Raw genomic sequence first — 23,523 nt, 5'->3', positions numbered from 1 at the left:
ATTTTCCATATTCAAAATCCCTCTTTACTTAGGTAGAGAGGGATTTTCTTTTTACGATCTGCCTCTCATTTTGCAACATGCTATGCATGTTTAAATCTTATTATTGATGAAAAATATCACAAAATACCATCCTCTCGATAAAAACTGACCATCAACTTATTTCATCATTCGTGCACCTACTACTAGGGCAACAGCTTGTGCGACAACAAAGGATACTTTACCAAAGATGGCCAACAAAACCAATTCAAATACGGTAGGTATCAGTTTCGATACCGGAAATAAAAAAGCCCCTTTCCAGGGGCTTTATATATAAAAGGGATGTTAAAACCTAAATCAAGATTCAGGTTAACAGAATCAAATTTAATCAATTTTTAACAGAATACTTATTAAAAAGATAGATTATTTAAATAAACATCTCATTCACAATTATTCTTCTATCTTACTTCCCTTAATCGGATTCGATTTATCAGGTAAAATTAGGTTTAAAATAACACCAACAACCGAAGCCAAGCCAATTCCTGCCAACGAGAAGTTACCGTAAGAAATTTGTGCTCCACCAATACCAACAGTCAGTACAACTGAAACAATTACCTGGTTTCTGGTTTTTGTAAAATCTGTTTTCGCATCGATAAGAGTTTTAATACCAATACCTGCAATCATACCGAAAAGCAATAGCATAATTCCACCCAAAACAGCTTGAGGAATGGTTTTAAGGAATGCACTTACCTTACCAACTAATGAAAACACCAATGCTGTAATCGCTGCTATTCTTAACACTCTTGGATCGGTAACTTTTGTTAGTGCAATTGCACCTGTAACCTCTGAGTAAGTTGTATTTGGTGGTCCACCAAAAAATCCTGCAAAAGCAGTAGCAACACCATCTCCCAATAAAGTTCGGTTTAAACCTGGCTTTTTAACAAACTCTTTGTTTGCCACTCCACCAATTGCATACATATCGCCAACATGCTCAATAATCGGAGCAAACGCAACAGGAATCATATATAAAACAGCGCTCCAATTTAATTCAGGACGAACAAACTCAGGAAGTGCAAACCATGCTGCCTCTTTAATTGGTGTGAAATCAACTTGACCTAAAACTACTGATACAATGTATCCTACAACAATTGCAGAGAAAATAGGAATCAATTTCAGCATTCCTTTGGTGTAAACTACAATTAAAATAGCAGTTAACAATGCAACAGAAGAAATGATCCAATTGGTTTTAGCCATATTAACTGCAACAGGAGCCAAGGACAAACCTATAATCATGATAACTGGTCCAACAACAATAGATGGAAAAATTTTCTCGATAACTCTTAATCCCCAAATTTTGATGATTCCGGAAACCAAACCGTACACCAAACCTACCGCAATTAATCCAGATAAGGTTCCAGGCAAACCATATAATTCTGTTGCGGCTACAATTGGAGCAATAAAGGCAAAACTACTGCCTAAAAAAACAGGAACCATACCTTTTGTGATCAAATGAAAAATCAAGGTTCCGATTCCTGCTGTAAACAATGCGACTGCTGGGTCAATACCAACTAACAATGGGACTAGTACCGTTGCGCCAAAGGCAACAAAGAGAAATTGTACTCCCAAAATAATTCTTTTCGCGGGACTTTGGAATCCCGGAGCCGTAGCTTCTTGAGTAAGGATCATAAAATGGATTTAAAAATTCACAAATTGGCGCAAAGATAATAAGCTTCTCGAAACTGACAAATTCGAAAAGTTCAATAAATCAACGCAAAGGAGTGCATTAAATCAAAAAACTCAATTAGATCCTTGATTAGAAATCGTCAGCTAAAAAATCTTTTTTTCTTAAACAGACACAATCTAAGTAAGTTTTAAACAATAAGATATCGGAAATGAAGATTAGAATTTAATATCACGAACCATAAGTTGTGTTTCTACTTTTCCCATGTACTCATTTTCTTGAACTGAGTAACAAACATCGAAAGGAGAACCGCTAGATATCTTCGAATACAGATTACCCATCGAAAAAGCAATACCGCCTTTTACATCTCCTTCTCGGATATCATCAACAACCGAAAGTTTAAGATGCTCTTTATTTCTACCAACCGGGCGGCTATATCCATAATCCACTACCTTTTCGCTTATAAATACAGGTGTCATATTCTTAGGTCCGAAAGGCTCGAACTGTTTCAATACTCTGAAAAATTTAGGTGTGATATCGGAAAGTTTAATGCTGGCATCCACTTTTATCTGAGGAACCAACATATCATCTGTAATGTTTTCGCAAACATATTCCTCGAAACGTTGTTGGAAAGCACTAACATTTTCAATTTTCATGGTTAGGCCGGCAGCATACTTATGACCTCCAAAGTTTTCGAGCAAATCGCTACAAGCCGATATTGCATTGTACAGATCGAAACCATCCACCGAACGAGCACTGCCCGTTGCAAATCCATTCGACTCAGTAAGAATTACAGTTGGCTTGTAATAGGTTTCAATCATTCGAGAAGCCACAATTCCAATAACCCCTTTGTGCCAGTTACGATCGAACAAAACCGTACTCTTCTTTTCGAGCAAAGTTTTGCTTTTAGCTACACGTTCCAAAGCTTCATCAGTAATGTTATGATCCAACTCTTTTCGGTCCTCATTCAATCCATTTATGGTATCGCCAATTAAAGTAGCAGCCTCTTCCCTTTCGGCAATCAACAACTGTACCGCATGATTTCCCGATTGAATTCTACCTGCGGCATTAATTCTTGGACCGATTTTAAAGACAATATCATTAACGCTCAAATCTTTTGAAACGCCAGCCAATTTTAGGATTGTTTTTAATCCCAAGCGAGGTTTTTCATTCAGCCGCTTTAGCCCAAAGTAGGTTAAAACTCGATTTTCTCCTGTAATTGGGACAATATCTGATGCAATACTTACCGCCAATAAATCCAAAAGAGGAATTAGTGTTTCGAACTGCCAATTTTTTCTGATCGCCAATCCTTGCATCAACTTAAATCCAACACCGCAACCTGAAAGAACATCACAAGGATATTCGCAATCACTTCTTTTAGGATCTAGTACTGCAACTGCATCGGGCAAAGTTTCGTCTGGCGTATGGTGGTCGCAAATGATAAAATCAACTCCTTTTTCGCTTGCGTAAGCAATTTTTTCAATGGCTTTAATTCCACAATCCAATGCGATAACCAAACTGATATTATTCTCTGCTGCATAATCGATTCCAGTTTTGGAAATCCCATAACCTTCCGAGTAGCGATCAGGAATATAGTAGTCTATAAAATCGAAATGAGATTTTAGATATGTATAAACAAGAGCTACAGATGTGGTGCCATCAACATCGTAGTCGCCATACACCATCACACGCTCTTGCTTCTCCATGGCGATAACCAATCGGTCAACCGCCTTGGTCATATCTTTCATCAGAAAAGGATCATGCAAATCGTCGAGACTGGGACGAAAAAAAGCTTTGGCCATATCGAAGGTTGTGATTCCTCTCTGAACTAACAGATTGGCAATCACTCGGTCAACACCCAATGATTCCATTAGTGCGCCAACCGTTTCTTCATCGCCCGGCTCATTTATTACCCATCTCTTTTCCATATTTAAGATTTTAGCTAGCCAAATTAGTCAATTTCCAGCTTCATATCAAACAGATTTGCAATATGATTTTTTAAATTATGTTTTACCTCTTCAATATCAAGCTCTTTGCCTAGCTCTTTTTTTAATGAGGTTACACCTTTATCAACAAATCCACATGGATTTATGTAATCGAAATATTTCAAATCGGTATTCACATTAAAAGCAAAACCATGCATGCTAACCCATCGACTAACTCTAACCCCAATGGCACAAATTTTACGAACTTTCGGTGTATCGATATCCAGCCAAACTCCAGTAGCTCCATCCAATCGAGTACCTTTCAATCCATAATCTGCTATACAGTTGATTACGGCCTGTTCAAGGGTCTCAATGTATTTCTTGATTCCCATATCATAGGTTTCCAAATTTAGAATTGGATAGCCAACAATTTGTCCAGGACCATGATAAGTGATATCCCCACCTCTGTTTATTTTGTGAAAACTTGCTTCTTTTGCCTGCAGTTGCAGCATATTAAGCAACATATTCTGCTCTTTACCGCTTTTTCCTAAAGTATACACATGTGGATGTTCACAAAATAGCAAGTAATTATTGCTTAAGTTTTTTTCCTCTGCAGGAAGTTCAGAATTTGCTTGTCGCGATTGTAATACTTCCTGAAACAAGTTTTCCTGATAATCCCAGGCTTCTTGGTATTCAACCGAACCCAAGTCTCTAAAAATCGTATTAATCATTTTTTAAAACCTGCTTTAATTTAAGTGCATTAACGTGTTGTTCTGCGTGATATGATGAACGAACAAGTGGAGTACTTTCAACAAATGAAAAGCCTTTCTCCAATCCTACTTGCTTATATTTTTCAAATTGTTCTGGACTTATATATTCCTGAAGTTCCAAATGTTTACGGGTTGGTTGTAAATATTGACCTATGGTCATTACCTTAACTCCAACAGCTAACAAATCATCCATCGTTTGGTAAATCTCCTCTTCGGTTTCACCCAAACCAAGCATGATTCCCGATTTTGCAACAATTCCTGAATCGGCAATCTGCTTTAAGACTTTTAAACTAAGATCGTATTTTGCACGACTCCTAACCTCTGGTGTCAAGCGACGAACCGTTTCAAGGTTATGAGAAATTACTTCTGGATTTTCATTGATAACTCGCTGTACATCCTCTTCTTTTCCATTAAAATCCGGAATTAAAACTTCCATGGTAGTTCCCGGACAGGCAGCTTTAATCTCCTTAATGCATTCCGCCCAAATTTTTGATCCTCCATCTTCCAAATCATCACGATCCACAGAAGTTATAACCGCATGCTTTAGCTTCATCAATTTAATGGATCGTGCCAATCGCTTAGGTTCTTTTGTATCAGCAGGAAGTGGTTTCCCGGTAGGAACATTACAGAATTTACATGCTCTTGTACAAATATTTCCCAAAATCATGAATGTTGCTGTTCCATTTCCCCAACATTCTCCAACATTAGGACATTTTCCACTCGAGCAAATTGTATGCAATCCGTGTTCTTGAACAATGCCATTTACGTAGGCATAATCGTCACCTTTTGGCAGCTGTATTTTTAGCCAATCTGGCTTTCTTTTTATTTTCATCTCAACATTCTCCCTATTTCCGTCAATAATCTATTTTACAACCAATTATCAACATTAAAACTTCACAACAATTCATAATTCTTGCAATAAAATTTCAATTCATGCAAAGGTATTCGAAAGGATTGAATTAGCACTCAATTTAAAGGGCTTTTTAACTAGTTTTTGACACTGGATATTATTTTTATTCAATCTAAATACCGCTAATTGTGCTGCAATAATAAAAAATAAAAACCTCACTACCATGCATATTCAATTACAATTAAGAATTTTTAAGCAGATGATCTCATATTCTGTGTTTTGAATGCCCTAACTGCATAAAATTTTACAACTAGTTTATTTTTTTACAAGTATTTATAGCGATGAATTCACAAATTGCTCAGGTTATTATATCTTTGCACCCGAATAAACTTTATTGAGATTAAGATGAATGCGTTAGAACTTAGTGAACAAGAGATCATTAGAAGAAATTCCCTAAAGGAAATGCAGAATTTGGGCATCAACCCATTTCCTGCAGCACAATATCATGTAAATAATTATTCTACAGATATTCTGAAAGATTTCGATCCTGAAAAAAACAACCTACAAGAGGTTTGTATTGCAGGTAGAATAATGAGCAGAAGAATTATGGGTAAAGCTTCTTTTATTGAACTTCAGGATTCAAAAGGAAGAATTCAGGTATACATTGCCCGCGATTCTATTTGCCCTGAAGAGGATAAAACTCTTTACAACACAGTATTCAAAAAGCTTTTGGATATTGGAGATTTTATTGGAATTAAGGGATACGTATTTAAAACAAAGGTTGGAGAAACTTCTGTTCATACAACCGAAATGACAGTTCTTTCAAAATCAGTCCGTCCTCTTCCTATCGTAAAAGAAAAAGACGGAAAAGTATACGATGCTTTTAGTGATCCTGAAATGCGTTACCGTCAGCGTTACGTTGATTTGGTAGTAAATCCGGATGTAAAAGAAGTGTTTTTGAAAAGAACTAAAATCATTAACTCAATGCGCGAGTTGTTCAACAGCAAGGGATATCTTGAGGTTGAAACTCCAATTTTGCAAGCAATTCCAGGTGGTGCATCGGCTCGTCCATTTATCACTCATCACAATGCTTTAGATATTCCATTGTACATGCGTATTGCCAACGAATTGTATCTAAAGAGACTTATTGTTGGTGGATTTGATGGTGTTTATGAGTTTGCAAAAGATTTCCGTAATGAAGGTATGGACAGAACTCACAATCCTGAATTTACTGTAATGGAAATCTATGTAGCCTACAAAGACTACAACTGGATGATGGATTTCACCGAAGAGATGATTGAAAAAGTTGCTTTAGATCTTCATGGTACAACTAAAGTACAAGTGGGAGACAAAGAAATTGATTTCAAGCGTCCATTCAAACGTATTTCTATGATTGACTCTATTAAAGAGCACACTGGAATTGACATCAACGGAATGAATGAAGATGAACTTCGCGATGTTTGTAAGCAATTAAATATTGAGGTTGACGAAACTTTTGGTAAAGGAAAGTTAATTGATGAGATCTTTGGTGAAAAATGTGAAGGCAACTACATTCAACCAACTTTCATTACTGACTATCCAATCGAAATGTCTCCTCTTTGTAAAAAGCATAGAGATAATCCTGAGTTAACCGAGCGTTTTGAGCTTATGGTGAACGGTAAGGAAGTTTGTAATGCCTACTCTGAGTTAAATGATCCTATCGATCAGTTAGAAAGATTCCAAGAACAAATGAGATTAAGCGAAAAAGGAGATGACGAAGCAATGTTTATTGATATGGACTTTGTTCGTTCTCTTGAATATGGTATGCCTCCTACATCGGGTATGGGTATTGGTATAGACCGCTTAACCATGTTGATGACCAACTCTCATTCAATTCAGGATGTACTATTTTTTCCACAAATGAGACCAGAGAAAAAAGCTGCAGTTGATAGTGATGAAAAATTTATTGAATTAGGTATTGCTCCAGAATGGATGCCTATTATTCGTAAGGCAGGTTTTCAAACTGTAGAGGCTCTTAAAGAGGAAAAAGCTACCAAACTGCACCAAGATATTTGTGGTTGGAACAAAAAATTAAAAATGGGTTTAAATAACCCTAGTCAGGATGAAGTAAAAGCTTGGTTAGCTTAAGCTTATTTTATTAGGAAATATAACATGATCGGAGGTTGGGAATTTTTCCCTTCCTCCGATATTTATTAAATTAGAGATCTGTTACTTACAAAAACAACTCTCTATTTTAAAAAGACTTAGCAATAAAATATGAACGAATCGTCGAGAATTGCCATTATTGGAGGTGGTAGTTGGGCTACAGCAATCGCAAAAATACTTCGCGAAAATGACCTGAAGCTTAACTGGTACATGCGTAACCTTGATACCATCAAACAATTTAAACAACTTAGTCACAACCCAAGATATCTAACTGGAGTTGAATTCGATCTTAATCACATTGAGTTCTACAACAATTTGAATGAAGCAATTAAAAATTCGGATGTGATCATATTTGCAGTTCCGTCGGCTTTCTTAAAAGATGCTTTAAAGAAATTAACGGTTAGCTTAGAAGATAAGATTATTGTTTCGGCAATTAAAGGTATTGTTCCGGATGAGAATATGATTATTGGTGAATTCTTTAACGAACATTATAATGTACCATTAGATAGCATTGGTATTATTTCAGGACCTTGTCATGCCGAAGAGGTAGCTATGGAACGCTTATCGTATTTAACCATTGCATGTCAGGACACAAAAAAAGCGAGATCGCTGGCTCTTAACCTAGAATGTCCTTATATCAAAACTACTATTTCTGATGACATATACGGTACTGAGTATTCGGCCGTACTTAAGAATGTATTTGCAATTGCGGCGGGAATCTGTCATGGACTTCGTTATGGCGATAACTTTCAGGCGGTACTTATCTCCAATGCAATACAAGAAATTAAACGTTTTGTAGATACAGTTCACCCAATTACCCGCGACATTAAGAGTTCTGCTTATCTGGGTGATTTATTGGTAACATGCTATTCACAATTTAGCCGTAACCGCACCTTTGGTACCATGATTGGCAAAGGATATACTGTAAAATCGGCACAGCTTGAAATGCACATGATTGCTGAAGGATACTATGCTGTTAAATGTATCAAAGAAATCAACGAACACTACAACGTAAATATGCCAATTACTATGGCTGTTTACAATATTTTATATGAACGTATTTCTCCTACCATAGAAATAAAATTATTAACAGAAGATTTACGTTAGACTTAAATTTTAGCTGTATTTTTGCAGCATATATATATGTAAGAATTAACTTTTTAAATACAACTTTTACATTCTATATCTATCAAACTATTTGGAGGGGTATCGGTTCAGATAGAGGTAAAATGTAAGGCTTAATTTCTACACAATGGAACACATTAAATTGAGTATCGACAAATCTCTTGACTTTGTAAGTAAGGAAGAGATTTTTAAGTTTGAAGAAAGCAGTAAAAAACACCTTATTTCCCTTCACGAAGGAACCGGAAAAGGAAATGATTTTGTTGGTTGGGTTGATTTGCCTTCAAGAATTACTGAAGCAGAATTAAATGACATTGAAGCCACTGCAAAATCATTAAAGGATAAAGTTGAAGTATTGGTAGTTGTGGGTATTGGTGGTTCATACCTTGGTGCAAAAGCTGTTAATGATGCACTTGCTCACAGTTTTGATCACCTAAATTCTGGAGATGAAAACCCTTTGGTACTTTATGCTGGTCAGAACATTAGTGAAGATTACCTATACGAATTAACAGATATTTTGAAAAGCATCGAATTTGGTATTTGTGTAATATCAAAATCAGGAACAACAACAGAGCCTGCTATCGCTTTTCGTTTATTGAAAGAAATGTTGGAAGAGCAAGTAGGTAAAGAAGAAGCTCGTGAAAGAATCGTTGCCATTACTGATGAATCAAAAGGTGCTTTAAGAACCCTTGCTGATCAGGAAGGCTATAAAACATTTGTAATTCCTGACAATGTTGGTGGACGTTATTCTGTATTAACACCTGTTGGATTATTGCCAATTGCTGTTGCTGGGCATGATATTAAAGCCTTGGTAAAAGGAGCAAAATCAATGCAAGACTATTCGGTTGCAGCAGCTTTTGAAGAAAACCCGGCATTGCTTTATGCTGCTACCAGAAATGCTCTATACCAAAAAGGAAAAGGCATCGAAATTCTTGCCAACTACAATCCTAAACTTCATAATGTTGCTGAATGGTGGAAACAACTTTACGGCGAAAGTGAAGGTAAAGAAAACAAAGGTATTTTCCCTGCAAGCGTTGATTTCACTAGTGATCTTCACTCAATGGGACAGTATATTCAGGAAGGACAGAGAAACATTTTCGAAACTGTAATTTCTGTTGCTAAGCCAAACCACACTGTATTGATTCCTGAGGATAAAGACAATTTGGATAAGTTAAACTATCTTGCTGGAAAACGTGTTGATGAAGTAAATAAAATGGCTGAATTGGGAACTCAATTGGCTCATGTTGATGGTGGTGTTCCTAATCTAAAAATAGAAATGCCTCAACTTAATGAATTCTATTTGGGTGAGTTGCTTTATTTCTTCGAAATTGCTTGTGGTGTTAGTGGATACATCTTGGATGTTAATCCATTCGATCAACCAGGGGTTGAAGCATACAAGAGCAACATGTTTGCATTGCTTGAGAAACCTGGTTTCGAAGAAGAATCTGCAAAAATCAAAGAAAGATTATAAAATCTAAATTGATGATATCAAAAAGACCGGATCAGTCCCGGTCTTTTTTTGTATCGTAAATTTCCACATCTTCCTTCACCCTTTTGCCATCACAATAAATTCTTGCCTTCTTACCTGTAAATTGCCCCAGAAAAAATGAAGTTACCATTATTGGGTAGGTATACAACTCAAATCCTAATCCGAACAGTTTGCGAAACAAAACAACAAAAGGAATTGGAGCATGGATGGCAATAAACCACATCACCGAAAACTTTTTAAATCCCTGACGAACATAGCCAAATGGCATATTCAGCACATAGGTTGCCAATGCTGCCAATATCAAATTTAGTTCCATACGAACGAATATATCAATAATTATCGGCAAAATGCAAGCTACTTAAATAAATCATCAAATTTTAGATACATTTGTTTCCGTTATTCAAAGTACAATGAAATATAAATCTAAAGTCAAAGGTATTGCCCTTGCACTAACTGCAACCATAAGCTTTTCAAATGTTTACTTGTTTAGTAAAATGGCCATGAAAGATGTTGATTTGGCTTCTTTTGGGATCTTATGGTTTGGCTTGGCTTTAATTTACAACTTACTTTACAACCGATTTTTTACTCAACGAAAGGAATTAAAGAGTTTAACGAAAAAATCAAAGAGAATTCTTTTTTTCATTGGCCTATCTGAATTCATTTCAATAACGGCATTTTTTTTATCAATAAAACTCACCAATAATCCAGCTATTGTATCTTTTCTTGCCAACACCAGCCCTATTTTTGTAATTCTTATTGGCTTTTTGTGCTACCAGATCAGATATGGTTTTATTTCCATATTAGGCGTTATCATCACACTATCGGGTGTCTTTTTGATGAATATCACCAATTCGGAATTTGAATGGCAAACATTATTAACCCCAGCTAGTATTAGTGCACTTGTGTTTGCTCTATTCTACGGTATAAGTCTTGTTCTGGCAAGATCAGAAATTAAAAATATTCCAACTACAATGATAACTGTATGTAGAAACTTGTTTCTGTTTGTAGGATTCGCAATCTACCTGATTGTAAACTGGGAGTTACCAACTTATAGCATTCAATCTGTTTTCTATATTACAGCAGGTTCACTTTTAGGGCCATTTTTGGGAATCCTTCTAACATTTGCATCACTAAAATATGTTGATGCATCCATAACAACATTAATTGGCACATCGAGAAGTATTTTTATTGTTACTGGCGCCTTTCTTTTAATGGGAATACTTCCCAATGTGAATCAGCTGTTAGGTGGTTGCTTAACCATCCTGGGAATTTTAACCATTACCATGGCCGATATCATTTCTAAAAAGAAATAATCAAGCTAGTGCCTTACGCACTTGTACAAATAACTCTTCCTTACTGAAAGGTTTTGTAAGATATCCATCACAACTTGCTTTCATACATTTTTCCTCTTCCTCTTTAAAAACATAAGAGCTTTGGACGATAATTTTCGTTGCAATCACTGATTTTTTAATTTCATCTATACATTTCATGCTATCTCTGCCTGGAATATTTAAATCCATAATTAATAAATCAGGAGATAATTGCTTCAATCTATCAAGCATTTCAACACTATTTTCAGCAAATGATACCTCTATATCTTGATCTTCAAATAATTTTTTAACGTACAAAAATGAATTGTAATCATTCTCAGCAATAAGTACTTTCTTTGATCCTATCCGCTCTTTCTTATTTTCAGTACCATCATGTAGATTAAGAAGTTTCGATTTACCAACCGGTATTGTAAAATAGAATGTACTTCCAATTCCAACTTCTGATTCAAATCGTATTGTTCCTCCAAGTAACTCCACCAAACCTCTACTTATACTTAGTCCCAGACCAGCTCCTTCAATAAAATGTTCTTCGTCCCCTTGTCTAAATCTTTCAAATATTACCCCTTGTCTATTCTTTGGAATTCCAATGCCATCATCTTTTACATATATCTCTACAAATTCTTGATCATTAGATTCTATCATCTTGCATCCAATTTCGACTCTTCCAGATTCAGAAAACTTAATTGAATTTTCAATCAAATTGTCCAATATCTGTTGAATTCTCGTACTATCAGAATGCAATTTTAAACATTCAATCTCAGGATTTGATTTTATTGCCAATTCCAAATTGGGCTTACTTTTAATTAGATCACGATTCTTATGAATCTCCAGACTTTCTTTCATCAATGAGAACAAATAAAAATCAGCATTCTTGAGTGTAATTTGGCTCATTTCCAATTTGGAAAGATCAACAATATCATCAATTATCTGTACTAAACGATTGCCAGACTGTTGAATGATATTGACATACTGCATACGTTCTACCTCTTTGATTTCTGAATCAATTAAAAGTTCCGAAAATCCCATAATTGCATTCATTGGAGTACGAATTTCATGACTCATATTGGCCAAGAATATTGATTTTAATTTATCCGATTCTTCTGCTTTCTCTTTGGCCTTTCTGAGTTCTTCTTCAGCCTTTTTAATTTCTGATATATCTCTGGACACCCCCAAAACTCCCGTGATATTGCCAATAGAATCGTACATTGGAGTTTTTATAGTCTCTGTAAGAACCTCCTCATCTGTATTAACTGATTTGGCCAAATTCACAAATCGTATGGTATTAGCAGATTTTATTACTTCCAAATCTTTCTTAAAATAAAATTCAGCCATTTCAGGATTAATATCAATTTCAAAATCAGACTTCCCAATTAATTCTTCCTCCTTAACACCAATAAACTCCGCAAAATTATTATTGCAGGCCAAATATTCCCCTTCTGTATTTTTTAACCAAATCATTTCAGGAACTGTTTCCAAAATCGTTTCCAATCTGGCTCTCTCATTATCGATCTGCTTTAAAGCATTCTTTCTTATACTAATATCCCTTAAAATTGCCCAATAACCCACGATTTCATCCTGCTCATCTTTCATTAAATGAACTCTCAATTCAACGGGTACGATGGATCCATCTTTCTTTATACATTCCTTTTCATAAACTTGAGAACTTCCATTTATTAGAACTTCATTATTTATTATTTGTTCATCAATATGAATCCACTTTTGAGGCGTTATATTTTTAAAATTTGTACTTAACAAATCTTTTTCTGAATACCCTAATACATCTTGTAAAGCTTTGTTACCTTCGAGTATATTATACTCTATGTCCATAACAACATAAGCATCCGACATACTCCCATACAATCTTGAATATTTTTCTTCGGTTGAAGATAAGATGGTTCTATTATTCACATTTTGCATTTGTCGCTGCATAAACAATCCCAACAACATATTTACAATTGGATAAATTGTGAGAAGGGGTAGAACAAGATATGAGAGCGTAGAATAGATTTTTTCGGAAGGAAGAAGTAAGGTGCAAAACAACATTGCAATGTGCACAATCAATCCCATGAGTAATAATTCTACCCATTTAAGTTGATGGTCTACTCGGGTCAATAGCTCTCTCCATAAAATCCCTATTGTTCCAGAACAAATTATTACTGCTATTCCCATTATTATACCATCTCCTCCCATAAAAAATCTATAGGTACTGGTAATAAGCATAGCAATAACTGTTGGTATTGCACCAAAAAATAATCCTGATATTGAAAGAATAATAGACCTGGTATCAAAAACAATTCCCGCAGATCCCTTCCATGATGTCATCATTAGAATGATACCAATAGATCCAATAATACCACCAAAAAGAACTTGACGATATAGAGGGGATAATTTGGTTTTATTTACCCACATATACTCGCAAAAAATACTAAAACTTAATAATATAGCTGCATTTTGCACGAGTCCAAGAAGAATAGAGTCGTTCATAGATAATAATTCAGATAGTAGTTTTTAGTAATGTCTTTTATTGCTTATAAAATAGGACACAATAGCTTTTATACTCTAATTCCTTAAAAAGGTTATTATTAACAGAACTAATTTAAAGCATATATTTTAAACAATTTAAGCTAACAGTTATAATCCAAAAACATAAGAGGAACAGAAAAAAATCTGCTCCTCTTTCATCACCTTTAATCAATTATATAATCACTCAACAGTTTCTTCAACTAAATTATGATCTTTTACAAATTGGTTGATAATATGTGACATTTTTGGATAACCAATTTCTTCCAAATCATAATAAACACGCGTGTTTGGCTTCTTAATATTGATGATTCTATTTAAATCTATTGGAGTACCAATAATAACAGTATCGCAATCGCTGGCATTAATAGTAGCTTCAAGATCTTTTAACTGCTGATCCGAATACCCCATTGCAGGCAAAATATTCCCAATTCCTGGGTAAATTTCATAGGTCTCTTTTAATTTACCAACAAGGTATGGACGGGCATCAATTTCCTCTGCTGCACCAAATTTTCGTGCTGCAATTGTACCTGCTCCAATCTTCATTTCACCATGAGTTAAAGTTGGTCCATCTTCTACAATTAATACACGTTTACCACGAATCATTTCAGGATCGTCAACACTAATAGGAGAAGCTCCGTCTACAACCTGTGCTTTAGGATTTGCATAGGCAATACTTTCTCTTACCTCTTGAATTCCCTCAGGAGTAGCAGAATCCATCTTATTAATTACAACTACATCTGCCATTCTTAAATTAACCTCTCCTGGATAATAGCTTAATTCAGCTCCAGGGCGATGAGGATCGGCGACGGTTATTGTCATATCTGGCTTATAGAATGCAAAATCATTGTTTCCACCATCCCAAAGAATTACGTCACATCCATCAGGATCTTCTTCAGCAGCGCGAACAATAGCCTCATAATCCACACCTGCATAAATTACATTCCCTCTTGTAACATGTGGTTCATATTCTTCCATTTCTTCAACAGTACACTTGTGCTTTTTCAAGTCTTCTACAGTTGCAAAACGTTGAACCTTTTGGGCTACCAAATCGCCGTAAGGCATTGGGTGACGAATGGCAATTACTTTTAATCCTTTTGCCATTAATTCTTCAATAACTTTACGTGATGTTTGAGATTTACCGCAACCTGTACGAGTTGCAACAACCGCAATAACAGGCTTATGACTTTTAATCATTGTATCTCCAGGACCTAATAACTTAAAATTTGATCCTGCTGCATTAACAATTGCACTTACGTTCATAACTTTCTTATACGATACATCCGAATAAGAGAAAACGCAGTCATCAATACAATGTTCCTTTATTAATTTTGGCAGATCTTCCTCTGCGTAAATAGGAATTCCATCTGGATACAAAGAACCCGCCAACTCCGCAGGATATTTTCTTCCATCAATGTCAGGAATTTGAGCTGCTGTAAAAGCAACAACATTGTACTCTGAATTGTCTCTGAAATAGGTGTTGAAGTTGTGAAAATCACGACCCGCAGCACCAACAATAATGACATTTTTTTTAGCCATAATTTCTCCTTCTTTATTTAAAATTTCACATTAAGTTTATGAGTCTATAAAATTATTACTTTAAAGGAATTATGCTAATTTTATCGCATTTTAATCACTTATTTACTGCGTGTTGCTTAACACGATACAAAAACTTGACATTGATATAAATTAAACGTAACTTATTAGGTTAGACATTTATTTAAACTATTATAACCTCAGCAATCCATTCACCTAAATTGCTTTTTTGTATTTTTACTCCATGAATTTTTTAGCGCATTTGTATTTATCTGGCGATTCGGAAAAGGTGAGAGTTGGAAATTTTATTGGGGACTATGTCAAAGGAAAGAAATACGAAAAGTATCATCCTGAAATCCAAAAAGGAATCATTTTACACCGAAATATTGATCATTTCACAGATAAGCATCCTTTGGTACTCGATAGCTCAAAAAAGTTAAAAGAAGGCTATGGGAGATATTCTGGTGTAGTTGTTGATTTGATTTTTGATCATTTTTTGGCCAAATATTGGCAGGATTATCACACATTACCGATCAAAGATTTTGTAACAAATTCTCATGAAGCATTGATAAAAAACTACTTGTTACTTCCTAATAAAGTTAAACTATTTCTACCTTTTCTTATTCAGAGCAGAAGATTGGAAAGCTATGCAAATATTGATGGCTTGCAAACAGCTCTTGATATCATGGCCAGAAGGACCAGTTTACCTGATAATTCAGTTTATGCAATTAAATCACTGGAAGATAACTACTCGGATTTTGAAAATAAATTCAAACTATTCATGAAAGACATATTAAAATATGTAAGCAATGAACACCATATTAACGTAGCAACTCCAAACGGTTGGCATCCAAACGAAGGAAAATAAACAGTAAAATGGTAAAAGACCATAGTGACGAACCGCCGTAGCTAAAAAATGGCAAAGGAATACCAATTACAGGAGCTAAACCAATGGTCATCCCAACATTAATGGCCAGGTGAAAAAATAAAATACAGGCTACACCATATCCGTAAACTCGACTAAACGATGATCGTTGACGTTCAGCTAAAAATAACAATCGTAAAATCAACGTAAGTAATAAAAGCAATACAAGACTAGAGCCCACAAAACCCCATTCCTCACCAACAGTACAGAAAATAAAATCGGTACTTTGCTCAGGAACAAACTTAAATTTAGTTTGTGTACCATTCAAAAATCCTTTGCCTGAAAAACCACCTGATCCAATAGCAATCTTAGATTGGGCGACATTGTATCCAGCTCCATATGGATCCGATTCAATCCCTAAAAGTTCATTGATCCTGGTTCGCTGGTGTACTTCCAGAATATTTTCAAAGATATATCCAACCGAAAAAGTATAAAAGATACTAGCAAAAACAATTAGAATGGTCCAAGCAACATTTTTCAGTTTGTTTTTATAGGTATAAACCCAAAAAGGCACAGCACTTAATCCCAAAGAAATAATTAAAATAAGATAATTAGAAACATCTATTTTCAGTCCTTTAACAACCAACCACACTAATGCAAAACCTGCTGACAGCAACAATATCGCCTTTGCAAAAGCAGGCCACTTTAAACCATATGCTTTTGCAACAATAAGGCTTGTACAAACTATTATTAAAAGCACTGTGAACTTTGGCCATAACAAGGTAAACACAAATAACAAGGCTGCTATAAATGCGAGAAATAACACAATCCCCGATAATCCTTCTCGATATAGCACCAGCAAGAAAACAGAATATACCAATGCTGAGCCTGCATCACCTTGCAGTACAATTAATGCCATTGGAGCAAATAAAATCACTGCCGAAGTAATGAGCGATTTTATTTTGTGAATTTTAAAATTATACTGCGTAACATACCTGGAAATAGCCAAACAAGTGGCAAACTTTGCAAACTCAGCTGGCTGAAAGCGGATTGGTCCCAATTCGAACCAAGATTTTGCTCCTTTAATATCACGACCAAGTACCAAAACAGCCACGAGAAGAATTAGCATAAAAATATAAGTAGGATATGCAAAAGCGGAATAAAATTTACTTTCAACTATTAGAATCACAATAGCAAGTACAGCAGCAGCACCAATCCACATCAATTGCTTTCCATACCTTTGAGTGATATCAAAAATACTCTGATGTTCTTCATTATAAACAGCAGCGTAAATGTTAATCCATCCCAAAAAAACAAGCAAAGCATACAACAAAATTGTCCACCAATCTAAATTCTTTATTAAGCTTACTCTTCTGGTCATATCTATTTTTGCGATTTTTCTATTGTCAATTTCTACTCTTTTTCTGATTGGTTAATCAAATCAGCTTCAATCATTCTTTTTTCAATCCACTTTTTGCTATCAGAAATTTCTCCTCTTATATATTTTTCAATCATCAAACCTGCAATTGGCGCACCATATCGTGAACCCCATACCCCATTTTCTACATAAACTAAAATGGCAATTTTTGGATTTTCTCGTGGTGCAAAAGCAACGAATACCGAATGATCATCACCATGAGAGTTTTGAACGGTTCCAGTTTTACCACACACTCGAATGCCTGGTATTGCAGCTAAACCACCTGTACTACCTGCCCCTCCCGTCACAACCATCTCCATACCATCAACTACTGAAGGGAAATAGGAAGGATCAATACTAGTTTCATGTTTGGTAGTAAATTTTTCATCGATACCCTTTTCTTTACCTATTGATTTTACAATATGCGGAGTATAATAATGTCCATGATTGGCAATTGCAGCACACATATTGGCCATCTGTAAAGGAGTAACCAACAACTCGCCTTGTCCAATCGAAATGGAAATCATATTAAGAGCGCGTAAATTTTTTCTCCTATACTTCTTTTGATAATATTTTAAAGTTGGTATTCCACCCATAAATTCATTGGGTAAATCCGCTCCCAAACGTTCTCCTAATCCAAAAGACATCACATGATTTCGCCAAACATCGTAGCCATTATTTACTGAACCAAATTTTGGAGATTCTACAATATAACGGAAGGTATTTGCATAATATGCATTACAGGAGTGCATAATAGATTGACGCAAATCTAAAGGTGAAACATGAGCATGACATCCCATAGTAAATGATCCTACATGATAACCACTATGACATTCAAATCGGGTAAAAGGATTTATTACATTTTCTTGTAATCCAATTAAAGCATTAACCATTTTAAAAATAGATCCTGGTGGATATTGAGCCATCAATGTTCTATCAAACAAAGGTTTTAAACTGTCATTTTGTACCAATGCCCTGTAATTTTTACTCATAACTCTACCAACCAACATCTCCGGATCGTAACCTGGACTAGATATTTTAGCTAAGATTTCCCCGGTTGAAGGCTCCAGTGCTACTATACCTCCCTTTTTGTTCTGCATTAGGAGCTCTCCATACTCCTGCAGTTCAATATCCAGAGTAGATACCAAATCTTTTCCTGACACAGGTGACTTATCGAACTTTCCATCCCTGTAAGAACCTTTTATCCTGTTGTAAACATCTACCCAATAGATCTTTTTACCTTTCTCACCACGCAGTTCTTTCTCATAGGTTAACTCTATACCACTTTTGCCAATATAGTCTCCTTGGCTGTAGTATGGATCTGCATTTATTTCCTTATTATTTACCTCATTAAGATATCCCAAAGCGTGTGCCGCACTTTGACGGGGATACTTACGCAGTGTACGTGGTTGAACAAAGAATCCTGGAAATTTATAAAGTTTCTCCTGTAATACAGCATACTGTTCTGAAGAAAGCTGCTTCAAAAAAACAGATGCCCTACGGTAGGAGTAGTTCTTAGCCTTTTCTAACCTTTTAATAGCATCTAATTTCTCTATCCCTAGAAGAACACAAAAATCAAGAGTATCGAAAACTTTTACTTGCCTGGGAATAATCATCACATCATAAACTGCTTGATTATAAACCAGAAGCTCCCCATTTCGATCATAAATCAATCCCCGAGCAGGATATTGAGTTACCTGTCGTTGAGAATTATTTTCTGCTGACAATTTATAGGAATCATCTACAATTTGCAGATTAAAAAGTTTGATCATAAAAATGAGAACAACCAAAACAAAGATTCCTCCTATTACATATATTCTATTCGAGAAATTATTCATTTGATATAAGATTGATCTATTTTTTAAACATCAAAAACTGTGAGGTAATTATTAAGGTTAAAGTGAAAAATGCACTAAAAATTATACGCATAATGGTTTCACTAAAATTAGTAAATGAAAATGCTTCAACAACGAATAAGAAGCTGTGATGAGCTACAATTAAAGTTAATGAATACTTAAAGAACCAGGCAAAACCAAAATGTGCAATACCAGGATAAGTTCCCACTTCATAACCATCACGAAGCGATAAATAATTCAAGACATAAGGTCGAACATAGGCCATAAAAACACAGGCTGAAGCATGCATTCCAACTGTTCCGCTGAAAACATCAATACTAAATCCCAGAAAAAAAGAAAGTACCAATAGCAACCAATTGGGTATTTCAAATGGTAATAGTAAGATAAACAGAATATACATGTAAGGATTCACAAATCCACTTACCTGTATGTTGTTTAAAATTGCAACCTGAATTAATACAAGAACAACAAATCGGATGATATTTTTTAAAATGATGTTCATTCCGTTGCCTCCTCCTCTAATTTTAATCGCTCCTCTTTCATTAAATCACCCACAACTTTCACGTATGACAAACTTTTAAAATCATTTGATAGTAAGACTTTGATGTTCTGAAAATTATCACCAGAAGAAGCCATAACCTCATCAACCACTCCTAACTGAAGGCCTTCAGGAAAGATAGCTGAAAAACCACTTGTTACAATCGTATCGCCTTTGGCAATTTTAACATGAAATGGAATATCCTTAAGCATGGCTTTTCGATAATCTACACCATCCCAGATTAATGATCCATGATAATTATTCCCTTTTAGTTTGGCCGAAATTCTCAGTCTATCATTTAGGACTGAAATCACAGAAGCAAAATTATCTGAGACACTTTTTACAACACCAACTACACCATTATCAGTAACAACAGCCATTTCACGTTCAATTCCATGTATTCTACCTTTATTAATGGTAATGTAATTCAACTGCTTATTAACAGAGTTGTTAATAATTTTTGCTGTTCGATAAATGTATTGCTGCTTGTAAATTGTATCTATAAAAATGAAAGAAGAATCGGTTGTTAATTTATACGATGAGTGCAAAAGGTTTCTCAACCTTACATTTTCACGATTCAACTCCTCATTGGTTTGGGCTAACGAAAGGTAGTCAGTAACGGAGGATACTTTTTGATAGATTCCTCCGCTAATGGCATTACTTGAATTCAGGAATTCTGATTTTTGATAGTTGTTATAATTAACTAACAACAACAAACAAAATATTTCGAATACAATAAATAAAATCGTAAAATGAAATCGTACGATAAAGTGAAACAAATTCTTCATTCGAAAATCAATTCCTGGCTATTATATACAGTTTTGTTCCTGATTATCTTCTCAGGAACGAAAATTTATCTACATTTTTAAGGGCAATCCCTGTTCCACGGGCAACAGCTCTCAATGGATCTTCCGCAATATGGAAAGGAATATTAATCTTATCCGTTAACCTCTTATCAAGACCTCGCAACAAAGCTCCACCTCCTGCTAAATAGATACCTCTGTTTACAATATCGGCATACAACTCGGGTGGTGTTTGCTCCAAAGCGCTTAAAATTGCAATTTCAATTTTTGAGATTGATTTTTCAAGACAATGGGCAATCTCCTGATATGAGACTGGTACTTCAATTGGCAATGCTGTCATTTGATTTGGCCCCTGAACACGAAAATCAGCTGGAGGATCTTCAAGATCTGACAATGCAGAACCTACATGAATTTTGATTTCTTCAGCAGTTCTTTCACCAATTTTAATATTGTGCTGATGACGCATGTATTCCTGAATGTCTACCGTTAAATCATCTCCTGCAATACGAATTGATTTGTTGGTTACGATACCACCCAAAGAAATAACTGCAATTTCGGTAGTACCACCACCTATATCCACTACCATATTTCCTTCAGGAGCTTCAACGTCAATTCCAATACCAATAGCGGCAGCCATTGGCTCATAAATCATGTAAACATCTCTACCTCCGGCATGTTCCGATGAATCACGTACTGCACGCATCTCCACCTCAGTACTACCCGATGGAATACAAATTACAATTCTTAACGAAGGAGGAAACAATCGAGGTTTTTTGTTTATCATTTTGATCATACCTCGAATCATCTGCTCTGCCGCATTAAAGTCGGCAATAACACCATCCCTTAATGGACGAATGGTTTTCAGATCTTCGTGTGTTTTACCTTGCATCTGGCGAGCTTTCTCACCAATCGCAACCATTTTTTCGGTGCGGCGATCGAGAGCTACAATCGAAGGTTCGTCAACAACAATTTTATCATTGCAGATAATGATAGTGTTAGCGGTCCCCAAATCAATAGCAATCTCCTGAGTTAAAAATGAAAATAATCCCATATGGTAGCTATATCTCTGTTATCTTATTTTAGTTGCATTTGGATGCAGAAAGTAAATTCTGCATCCAAAATTGCAATTATCTTAGTGTTTAAAATGTCTCATTCCTGTAAACACCATAGCAATACCGAATTCGTCAGCTGCTTTAATTGAATCTTCATCCCTAATCGATCCACCCGGCTGAATAATTGCGGTAACTCCTGCTTTATGAGCTGCTTCAACACAATCCGAGAATGGGAAAAAAGCATCAGAAGCCATAACACTTCCTTGAATTCTTTCTGCTCCCTGACGAATTGCATTTTCCAAAGCCCAAATACGACTAACCTGTCCTGGTCCAACACCAGTTGTGGTTTTATCTTTTGCTAAGGCGATACCATTCGATTTTGCATGCTTCACTGTTTTCCACGCAAACATCAAATCTTCCATCTCTTTTTCAGATGGTTGTCTTTTGGTAACCACTTTTAATTCTTCTCCAATCAATTTCTGATCCTGATCCTGAATCAACAATCCGCCCAATACAGTTCTGCCTTTCATAGCAGTATAATCCGATTTTAGGATTTCTGGCAATTCCAAAAGTCTCAAATTCTTCTTCTTGGTTAGTATTTCAAGAGCTTCCTTGCTAAATGAAGGAGCAACAATTACTTCCAAGAAAATTCCACTCATGATTTCAGCAGTAGCTTTGTCAATTTCGCGGTTTGCTGCAACAATTCCACCGAAAATAGAAACCGGATCGGCATCGTAAGCTTTCTGGAACGCTTCAGCAATAGTTTCAGCACTACCAATTCCACATGGATTAGCATGCTTGGCAGCAACAACGGTTGGCTCCTCGAACTCTTTTAATGTTTCCAAAGCTCCATCGGTGTCACCAATATTGTTATACGATAATTCCTTACCGTGAATTTTATTTGCCGCAGTCAACGTTCCTTCTGTCTCCTGAATCTGAGTATAGAAAGCTGCATTTTGGTGCGGATTTTCTCCGTAACGAAGATCTTGTTTCTTTTCGTATGTAAGAGTTAAAGTTTTTGGTGATTTCACATTCAATTTTTTATTGAAATAACCAGAAATCAAAGCATCGTAATGTGCCGTGTGTTCAAAAACCTTAGCTGCTAAATATTCTTTTGTCTCTTTACTTGTTTCTCCTGACGCCTTTAATTCTTCTATTACTTTTGAATAATCTTCAGGATCGGTAATTACCGAAACAAAATTGTAATTTTTAGCTGCAGCTCTTAACATGGTTGGTCCACCTATGTCAATATTCTCAACAATATCTTCATGAGTTGAATCTGGATTTAGAACTGTCTGTTTGAACGGATAAAGGTTACAAACTACAATATCAATTGGTTCAATCCCCAACTCAACCATCTGTTTTTGGTGCATTTCATTGTCGCGAATAGCAAGAATACCACCTTCTACGTGTGGATGAATGGTTTTTAAACGACCATCGAAACACTCAGGAAATTTAGTCAAATCAGACACATCCATTACAGGAATTCCCTCTGCTTTAAACTTTGCAGATGTTCCACCTGTTGAAATAATTTCCCAACCCATTTCGGTTAGTTCCTTAGCAAACTCAACAACATTTGTTTTATCAAAAACACTGATAAGAGCTCTCTTCATAATTCTTTTTTTTGGAGGTATTTTATAAAATGGT

Annotated in this window: 18 protein-coding genes; 5 read left to right on the top strand and 13 right to left on the bottom strand. The window is 35.5% G+C overall.

Annotated elements, in window-relative coordinates; all coding sequences use genetic code 11:
* Positions 1–426 precede the first annotated feature (426 nt).
* The 4 genes from ACKPCA_RS17490 to lipA all read right to left on the bottom strand — a co-directional run bounded on the left by ACKPCA_RS17490 (position 427) and on the right by lipA (position 5,184).
* Complete coding sequence (locus tag ACKPCA_RS17490) at positions 427–1,662, bottom strand: uracil-xanthine permease family protein (protein WP_321280219.1); 1,236 nt, start codon at positions 1,660–1,662, stop codon at positions 427–429.
* A gap of 213 nt (positions 1,663–1,875) precedes the next feature.
* The gene (gene recJ, locus ACKPCA_RS17485) at positions 1,876–3,585 is read right to left on the bottom strand and encodes a single-stranded-DNA-specific exonuclease RecJ (RefSeq protein WP_321280218.1); all 1,710 of its coding nucleotides are present in this window, start codon (positions 3,583–3,585) and stop codon (positions 1,876–1,878) included.
* Positions 3,586–3,608: 23 nt separating this feature from the next.
* Positions 3,609–4,313 carry a lipoyl(octanoyl) transferase LipB gene (lipB, locus tag ACKPCA_RS17480; RefSeq protein WP_321280217.1) on the bottom strand — a complete coding sequence of 235 codons (705 nt, stop codon included), beginning with the start codon at positions 4,311–4,313 and terminating at the stop codon, positions 3,609–3,611.
* Positions 4,306–5,184: a lipoyl synthase gene (gene lipA / locus ACKPCA_RS17475; protein WP_321280216.1), complete on the bottom strand. Its 879-nt coding sequence runs from the start codon at positions 5,182–5,184 to the stop codon at positions 4,306–4,308. Before lipA ends, lipB begins: the two co-directional genes overlap by 8 nt.
* A 423-nt stretch (positions 5,185–5,607) precedes the next feature.
* Between lipA and lysS the strand changes: the two genes are divergently transcribed.
* From lysS to ACKPCA_RS17460, 3 genes are all read left to right on the top strand, one after another.
* On the top strand, positions 5,608–7,329 hold the full coding sequence (gene lysS / locus ACKPCA_RS17470; protein WP_054716885.1) for a lysine--tRNA ligase: 1,722 nt from the start codon (positions 5,608–5,610) through the stop codon (positions 7,327–7,329).
* Positions 7,330–7,458: 129 nt separating this feature from the next.
* Positions 7,459–8,454 (top strand): NAD(P)H-dependent glycerol-3-phosphate dehydrogenase, encoded by a 996-nt coding sequence (locus ACKPCA_RS17465; protein WP_321280215.1) that lies wholly within the window; start codon positions 7,459–7,461, stop codon positions 8,452–8,454.
* A gap of 145 nt (positions 8,455–8,599) precedes the next feature.
* Positions 8,600–9,940 (top strand): glucose-6-phosphate isomerase, encoded by a 1,341-nt coding sequence (locus ACKPCA_RS17460; protein WP_054716881.1) that lies wholly within the window; start codon positions 8,600–8,602, stop codon positions 9,938–9,940.
* Between the two features lie 31 nt (positions 9,941–9,971).
* On the opposite strand, the gene ACKPCA_RS17455 is transcribed toward ACKPCA_RS17460, so the two are convergent.
* Positions 9,972–10,274, bottom strand: a complete 303-nt coding sequence (locus ACKPCA_RS17455) for a hypothetical protein (protein ID WP_174888098.1) — start codon at positions 10,272–10,274, stop codon at positions 9,972–9,974.
* A gap of 94 nt (positions 10,275–10,368) precedes the next feature.
* On the opposite strand from ACKPCA_RS17455, the gene ACKPCA_RS17450 reads away from it, so the two are divergent.
* Positions 10,369–11,271: a DMT family transporter gene (locus tag ACKPCA_RS17450; RefSeq protein ID WP_321280214.1), complete on the top strand. Its 903-nt coding sequence runs from the start codon at positions 10,369–10,371 to the stop codon at positions 11,269–11,271.
* Here the strand turns inward: ACKPCA_RS17450 and ACKPCA_RS17445 are convergent, their stop codons facing one another.
* The gene (locus ACKPCA_RS17445) at positions 11,272–13,773 is read right to left on the bottom strand and encodes a PAS domain S-box protein (protein ID WP_321280213.1); all 2,502 of its coding nucleotides are present in this window, start codon (positions 13,771–13,773) and stop codon (positions 11,272–11,274) included.
* Positions 13,774–13,992: 219 nt separating this feature from the next.
* On the bottom strand, positions 13,993–15,348 hold the full coding sequence (locus ACKPCA_RS17440; RefSeq protein WP_321280212.1) for a cyclic 2,3-diphosphoglycerate synthase: 1,356 nt from the start codon (positions 15,346–15,348) through the stop codon (positions 13,993–13,995).
* 241 nt (positions 15,349–15,589) lie between these two features.
* Between ACKPCA_RS17440 and ACKPCA_RS17435 the strand changes: the two genes are divergently transcribed.
* Positions 15,590–16,213: an acyl carrier protein phosphodiesterase gene (locus tag ACKPCA_RS17435; protein ID WP_321280211.1), complete on the top strand. Its 624-nt coding sequence runs from the start codon at positions 15,590–15,592 to the stop codon at positions 16,211–16,213.
* On the opposite strand, the gene rodA is transcribed toward ACKPCA_RS17435, so the two are convergent.
* From rodA to purH, 6 genes are all read right to left on the bottom strand, one after another.
* Positions 16,167–17,591: a rod shape-determining protein RodA gene (rodA, locus tag ACKPCA_RS17430; RefSeq protein ID WP_321280210.1), complete on the bottom strand. Its 1,425-nt coding sequence runs from the start codon at positions 17,589–17,591 to the stop codon at positions 16,167–16,169. The two genes, ACKPCA_RS17435 and rodA, sit on opposite strands and share 47 nt — an antisense overlap.
* Before the next feature lie 32 nt (positions 17,592–17,623).
* Positions 17,624–19,465 carry a penicillin-binding protein 2 gene (gene mrdA / locus ACKPCA_RS17425; protein WP_321280209.1) on the bottom strand — a complete coding sequence of 614 codons (1,842 nt, stop codon included), beginning with the start codon at positions 19,463–19,465 and terminating at the stop codon, positions 17,624–17,626.
* Between the two features lie 16 nt (positions 19,466–19,481).
* On the bottom strand, positions 19,482–19,985 hold the full coding sequence (locus ACKPCA_RS17420; RefSeq protein ID WP_054716861.1) for a hypothetical protein: 504 nt from the start codon (positions 19,983–19,985) through the stop codon (positions 19,482–19,484).
* Entirely contained in the window at positions 19,982–20,809 is an 828-nt protein-coding gene (gene mreC / locus ACKPCA_RS17415; RefSeq protein ID WP_083464551.1) for a rod shape-determining protein MreC, read from the bottom strand. Before mreC ends, ACKPCA_RS17420 begins: the two co-directional genes overlap by 4 nt.
* 43 nt (positions 20,810–20,852) lie before the next feature.
* The gene (locus ACKPCA_RS17410) at positions 20,853–21,875 is read right to left on the bottom strand and encodes a rod shape-determining protein (protein ID WP_054716855.1); all 1,023 of its coding nucleotides are present in this window, start codon (positions 21,873–21,875) and stop codon (positions 20,853–20,855) included.
* Between the two features lie 81 nt (positions 21,876–21,956).
* Positions 21,957–23,489 (bottom strand): bifunctional phosphoribosylaminoimidazolecarboxamide formyltransferase/IMP cyclohydrolase, encoded by a 1,533-nt coding sequence (gene purH, locus ACKPCA_RS17405; RefSeq protein ID WP_321280208.1) that lies wholly within the window; start codon positions 23,487–23,489, stop codon positions 21,957–21,959.
* Positions 23,490–23,523: the final 34 nt, after the last annotated feature.

The sequence above is a fragment of the Marinifilum fragile genome, assembly GCF_963677365.1.
In the GTDB taxonomy this organism is placed as follows: Bacteria; Bacteroidota; Bacteroidia; order Bacteroidales; family Marinifilaceae; genus Marinifilum; species Marinifilum fragile.
This window is presented reverse-complemented; position numbering and strand designations above follow the sequence as displayed.

What these genes read in the sequence shown, in the direction of transcription:
- ACKPCA_RS17460 (WP_054716881.1), top strand. Translation starts at nt 8,600, where the DNA reads ATGGAACACATTAAATTGAGTATCGACAAATCTCTTGACTTTGTAAGT.
- rodA (WP_321280210.1), bottom strand. Translation starts at nt 17,591, where the DNA reads ATGACCAGAAGAGTAAGCTTAATAAAGAATTTAGATTGGTGGACAATT.
- ACKPCA_RS17455 (WP_174888098.1), bottom strand. Translation starts at nt 10,274, where the DNA reads ATGGAACTAAATTTGATATTGGCAGCATTGGCAACCTATGTGCTGAAT.
- ACKPCA_RS17490 (WP_321280219.1), bottom strand. Translation starts at nt 1,662, where the DNA reads ATGATCCTTACTCAAGAAGCTACGGCTCCGGGATTCCAAAGTCCCGCG.
- ACKPCA_RS17410 (WP_054716855.1), bottom strand. Translation starts at nt 21,875, where the DNA reads ATGGGATTATTTTCATTTTTAACTCAGGAGATTGCTATTGATTTGGGG.
- ACKPCA_RS17465 (WP_321280215.1), top strand. Translation starts at nt 7,459, where the DNA reads ATGAACGAATCGTCGAGAATTGCCATTATTGGAGGTGGTAGTTGGGCT.
- lipB (WP_321280217.1), bottom strand. Translation starts at nt 4,313, where the DNA reads ATGATTAATACGATTTTTAGAGACTTGGGTTCGGTTGAATACCAAGAA.
- ACKPCA_RS17420 (WP_054716861.1), bottom strand. Translation starts at nt 19,985, where the DNA reads ATGAACATCATTTTAAAAAATATCATCCGATTTGTTGTTCTTGTATTA.
- recJ (WP_321280218.1), bottom strand. Translation starts at nt 3,585, where the DNA reads ATGGAAAAGAGATGGGTAATAAATGAGCCGGGCGATGAAGAAACGGTT.
- ACKPCA_RS17445 (WP_321280213.1), bottom strand. Translation starts at nt 13,773, where the DNA reads ATGAACGACTCTATTCTTCTTGGACTCGTGCAAAATGCAGCTATATTA.
- mreC (WP_083464551.1), bottom strand. Translation starts at nt 20,809, where the DNA reads ATGAAGAATTTGTTTCACTTTATCGTACGATTTCATTTTACGATTTTA.
- lipA (WP_321280216.1), bottom strand. Translation starts at nt 5,184, where the DNA reads ATGAAAATAAAAAGAAAGCCAGATTGGCTAAAAATACAGCTGCCAAAA.
- ACKPCA_RS17450 (WP_321280214.1), top strand. Translation starts at nt 10,369, where the DNA reads ATGAAATATAAATCTAAAGTCAAAGGTATTGCCCTTGCACTAACTGCA.
- purH (WP_321280208.1), bottom strand. Translation starts at nt 23,489, where the DNA reads ATGAAGAGAGCTCTTATCAGTGTTTTTGATAAAACAAATGTTGTTGAG.
- mrdA (WP_321280209.1), bottom strand. Translation starts at nt 19,465, where the DNA reads ATGAATAATTTCTCGAATAGAATATATGTAATAGGAGGAATCTTTGTT.
- ACKPCA_RS17440 (WP_321280212.1), bottom strand. Translation starts at nt 15,348, where the DNA reads ATGGCTAAAAAAAATGTCATTATTGTTGGTGCTGCGGGTCGTGATTTT.
- ACKPCA_RS17435 (WP_321280211.1), top strand. Translation starts at nt 15,590, where the DNA reads ATGAATTTTTTAGCGCATTTGTATTTATCTGGCGATTCGGAAAAGGTG.
- lysS (WP_054716885.1), top strand. Translation starts at nt 5,608, where the DNA reads ATGAATGCGTTAGAACTTAGTGAACAAGAGATCATTAGAAGAAATTCC.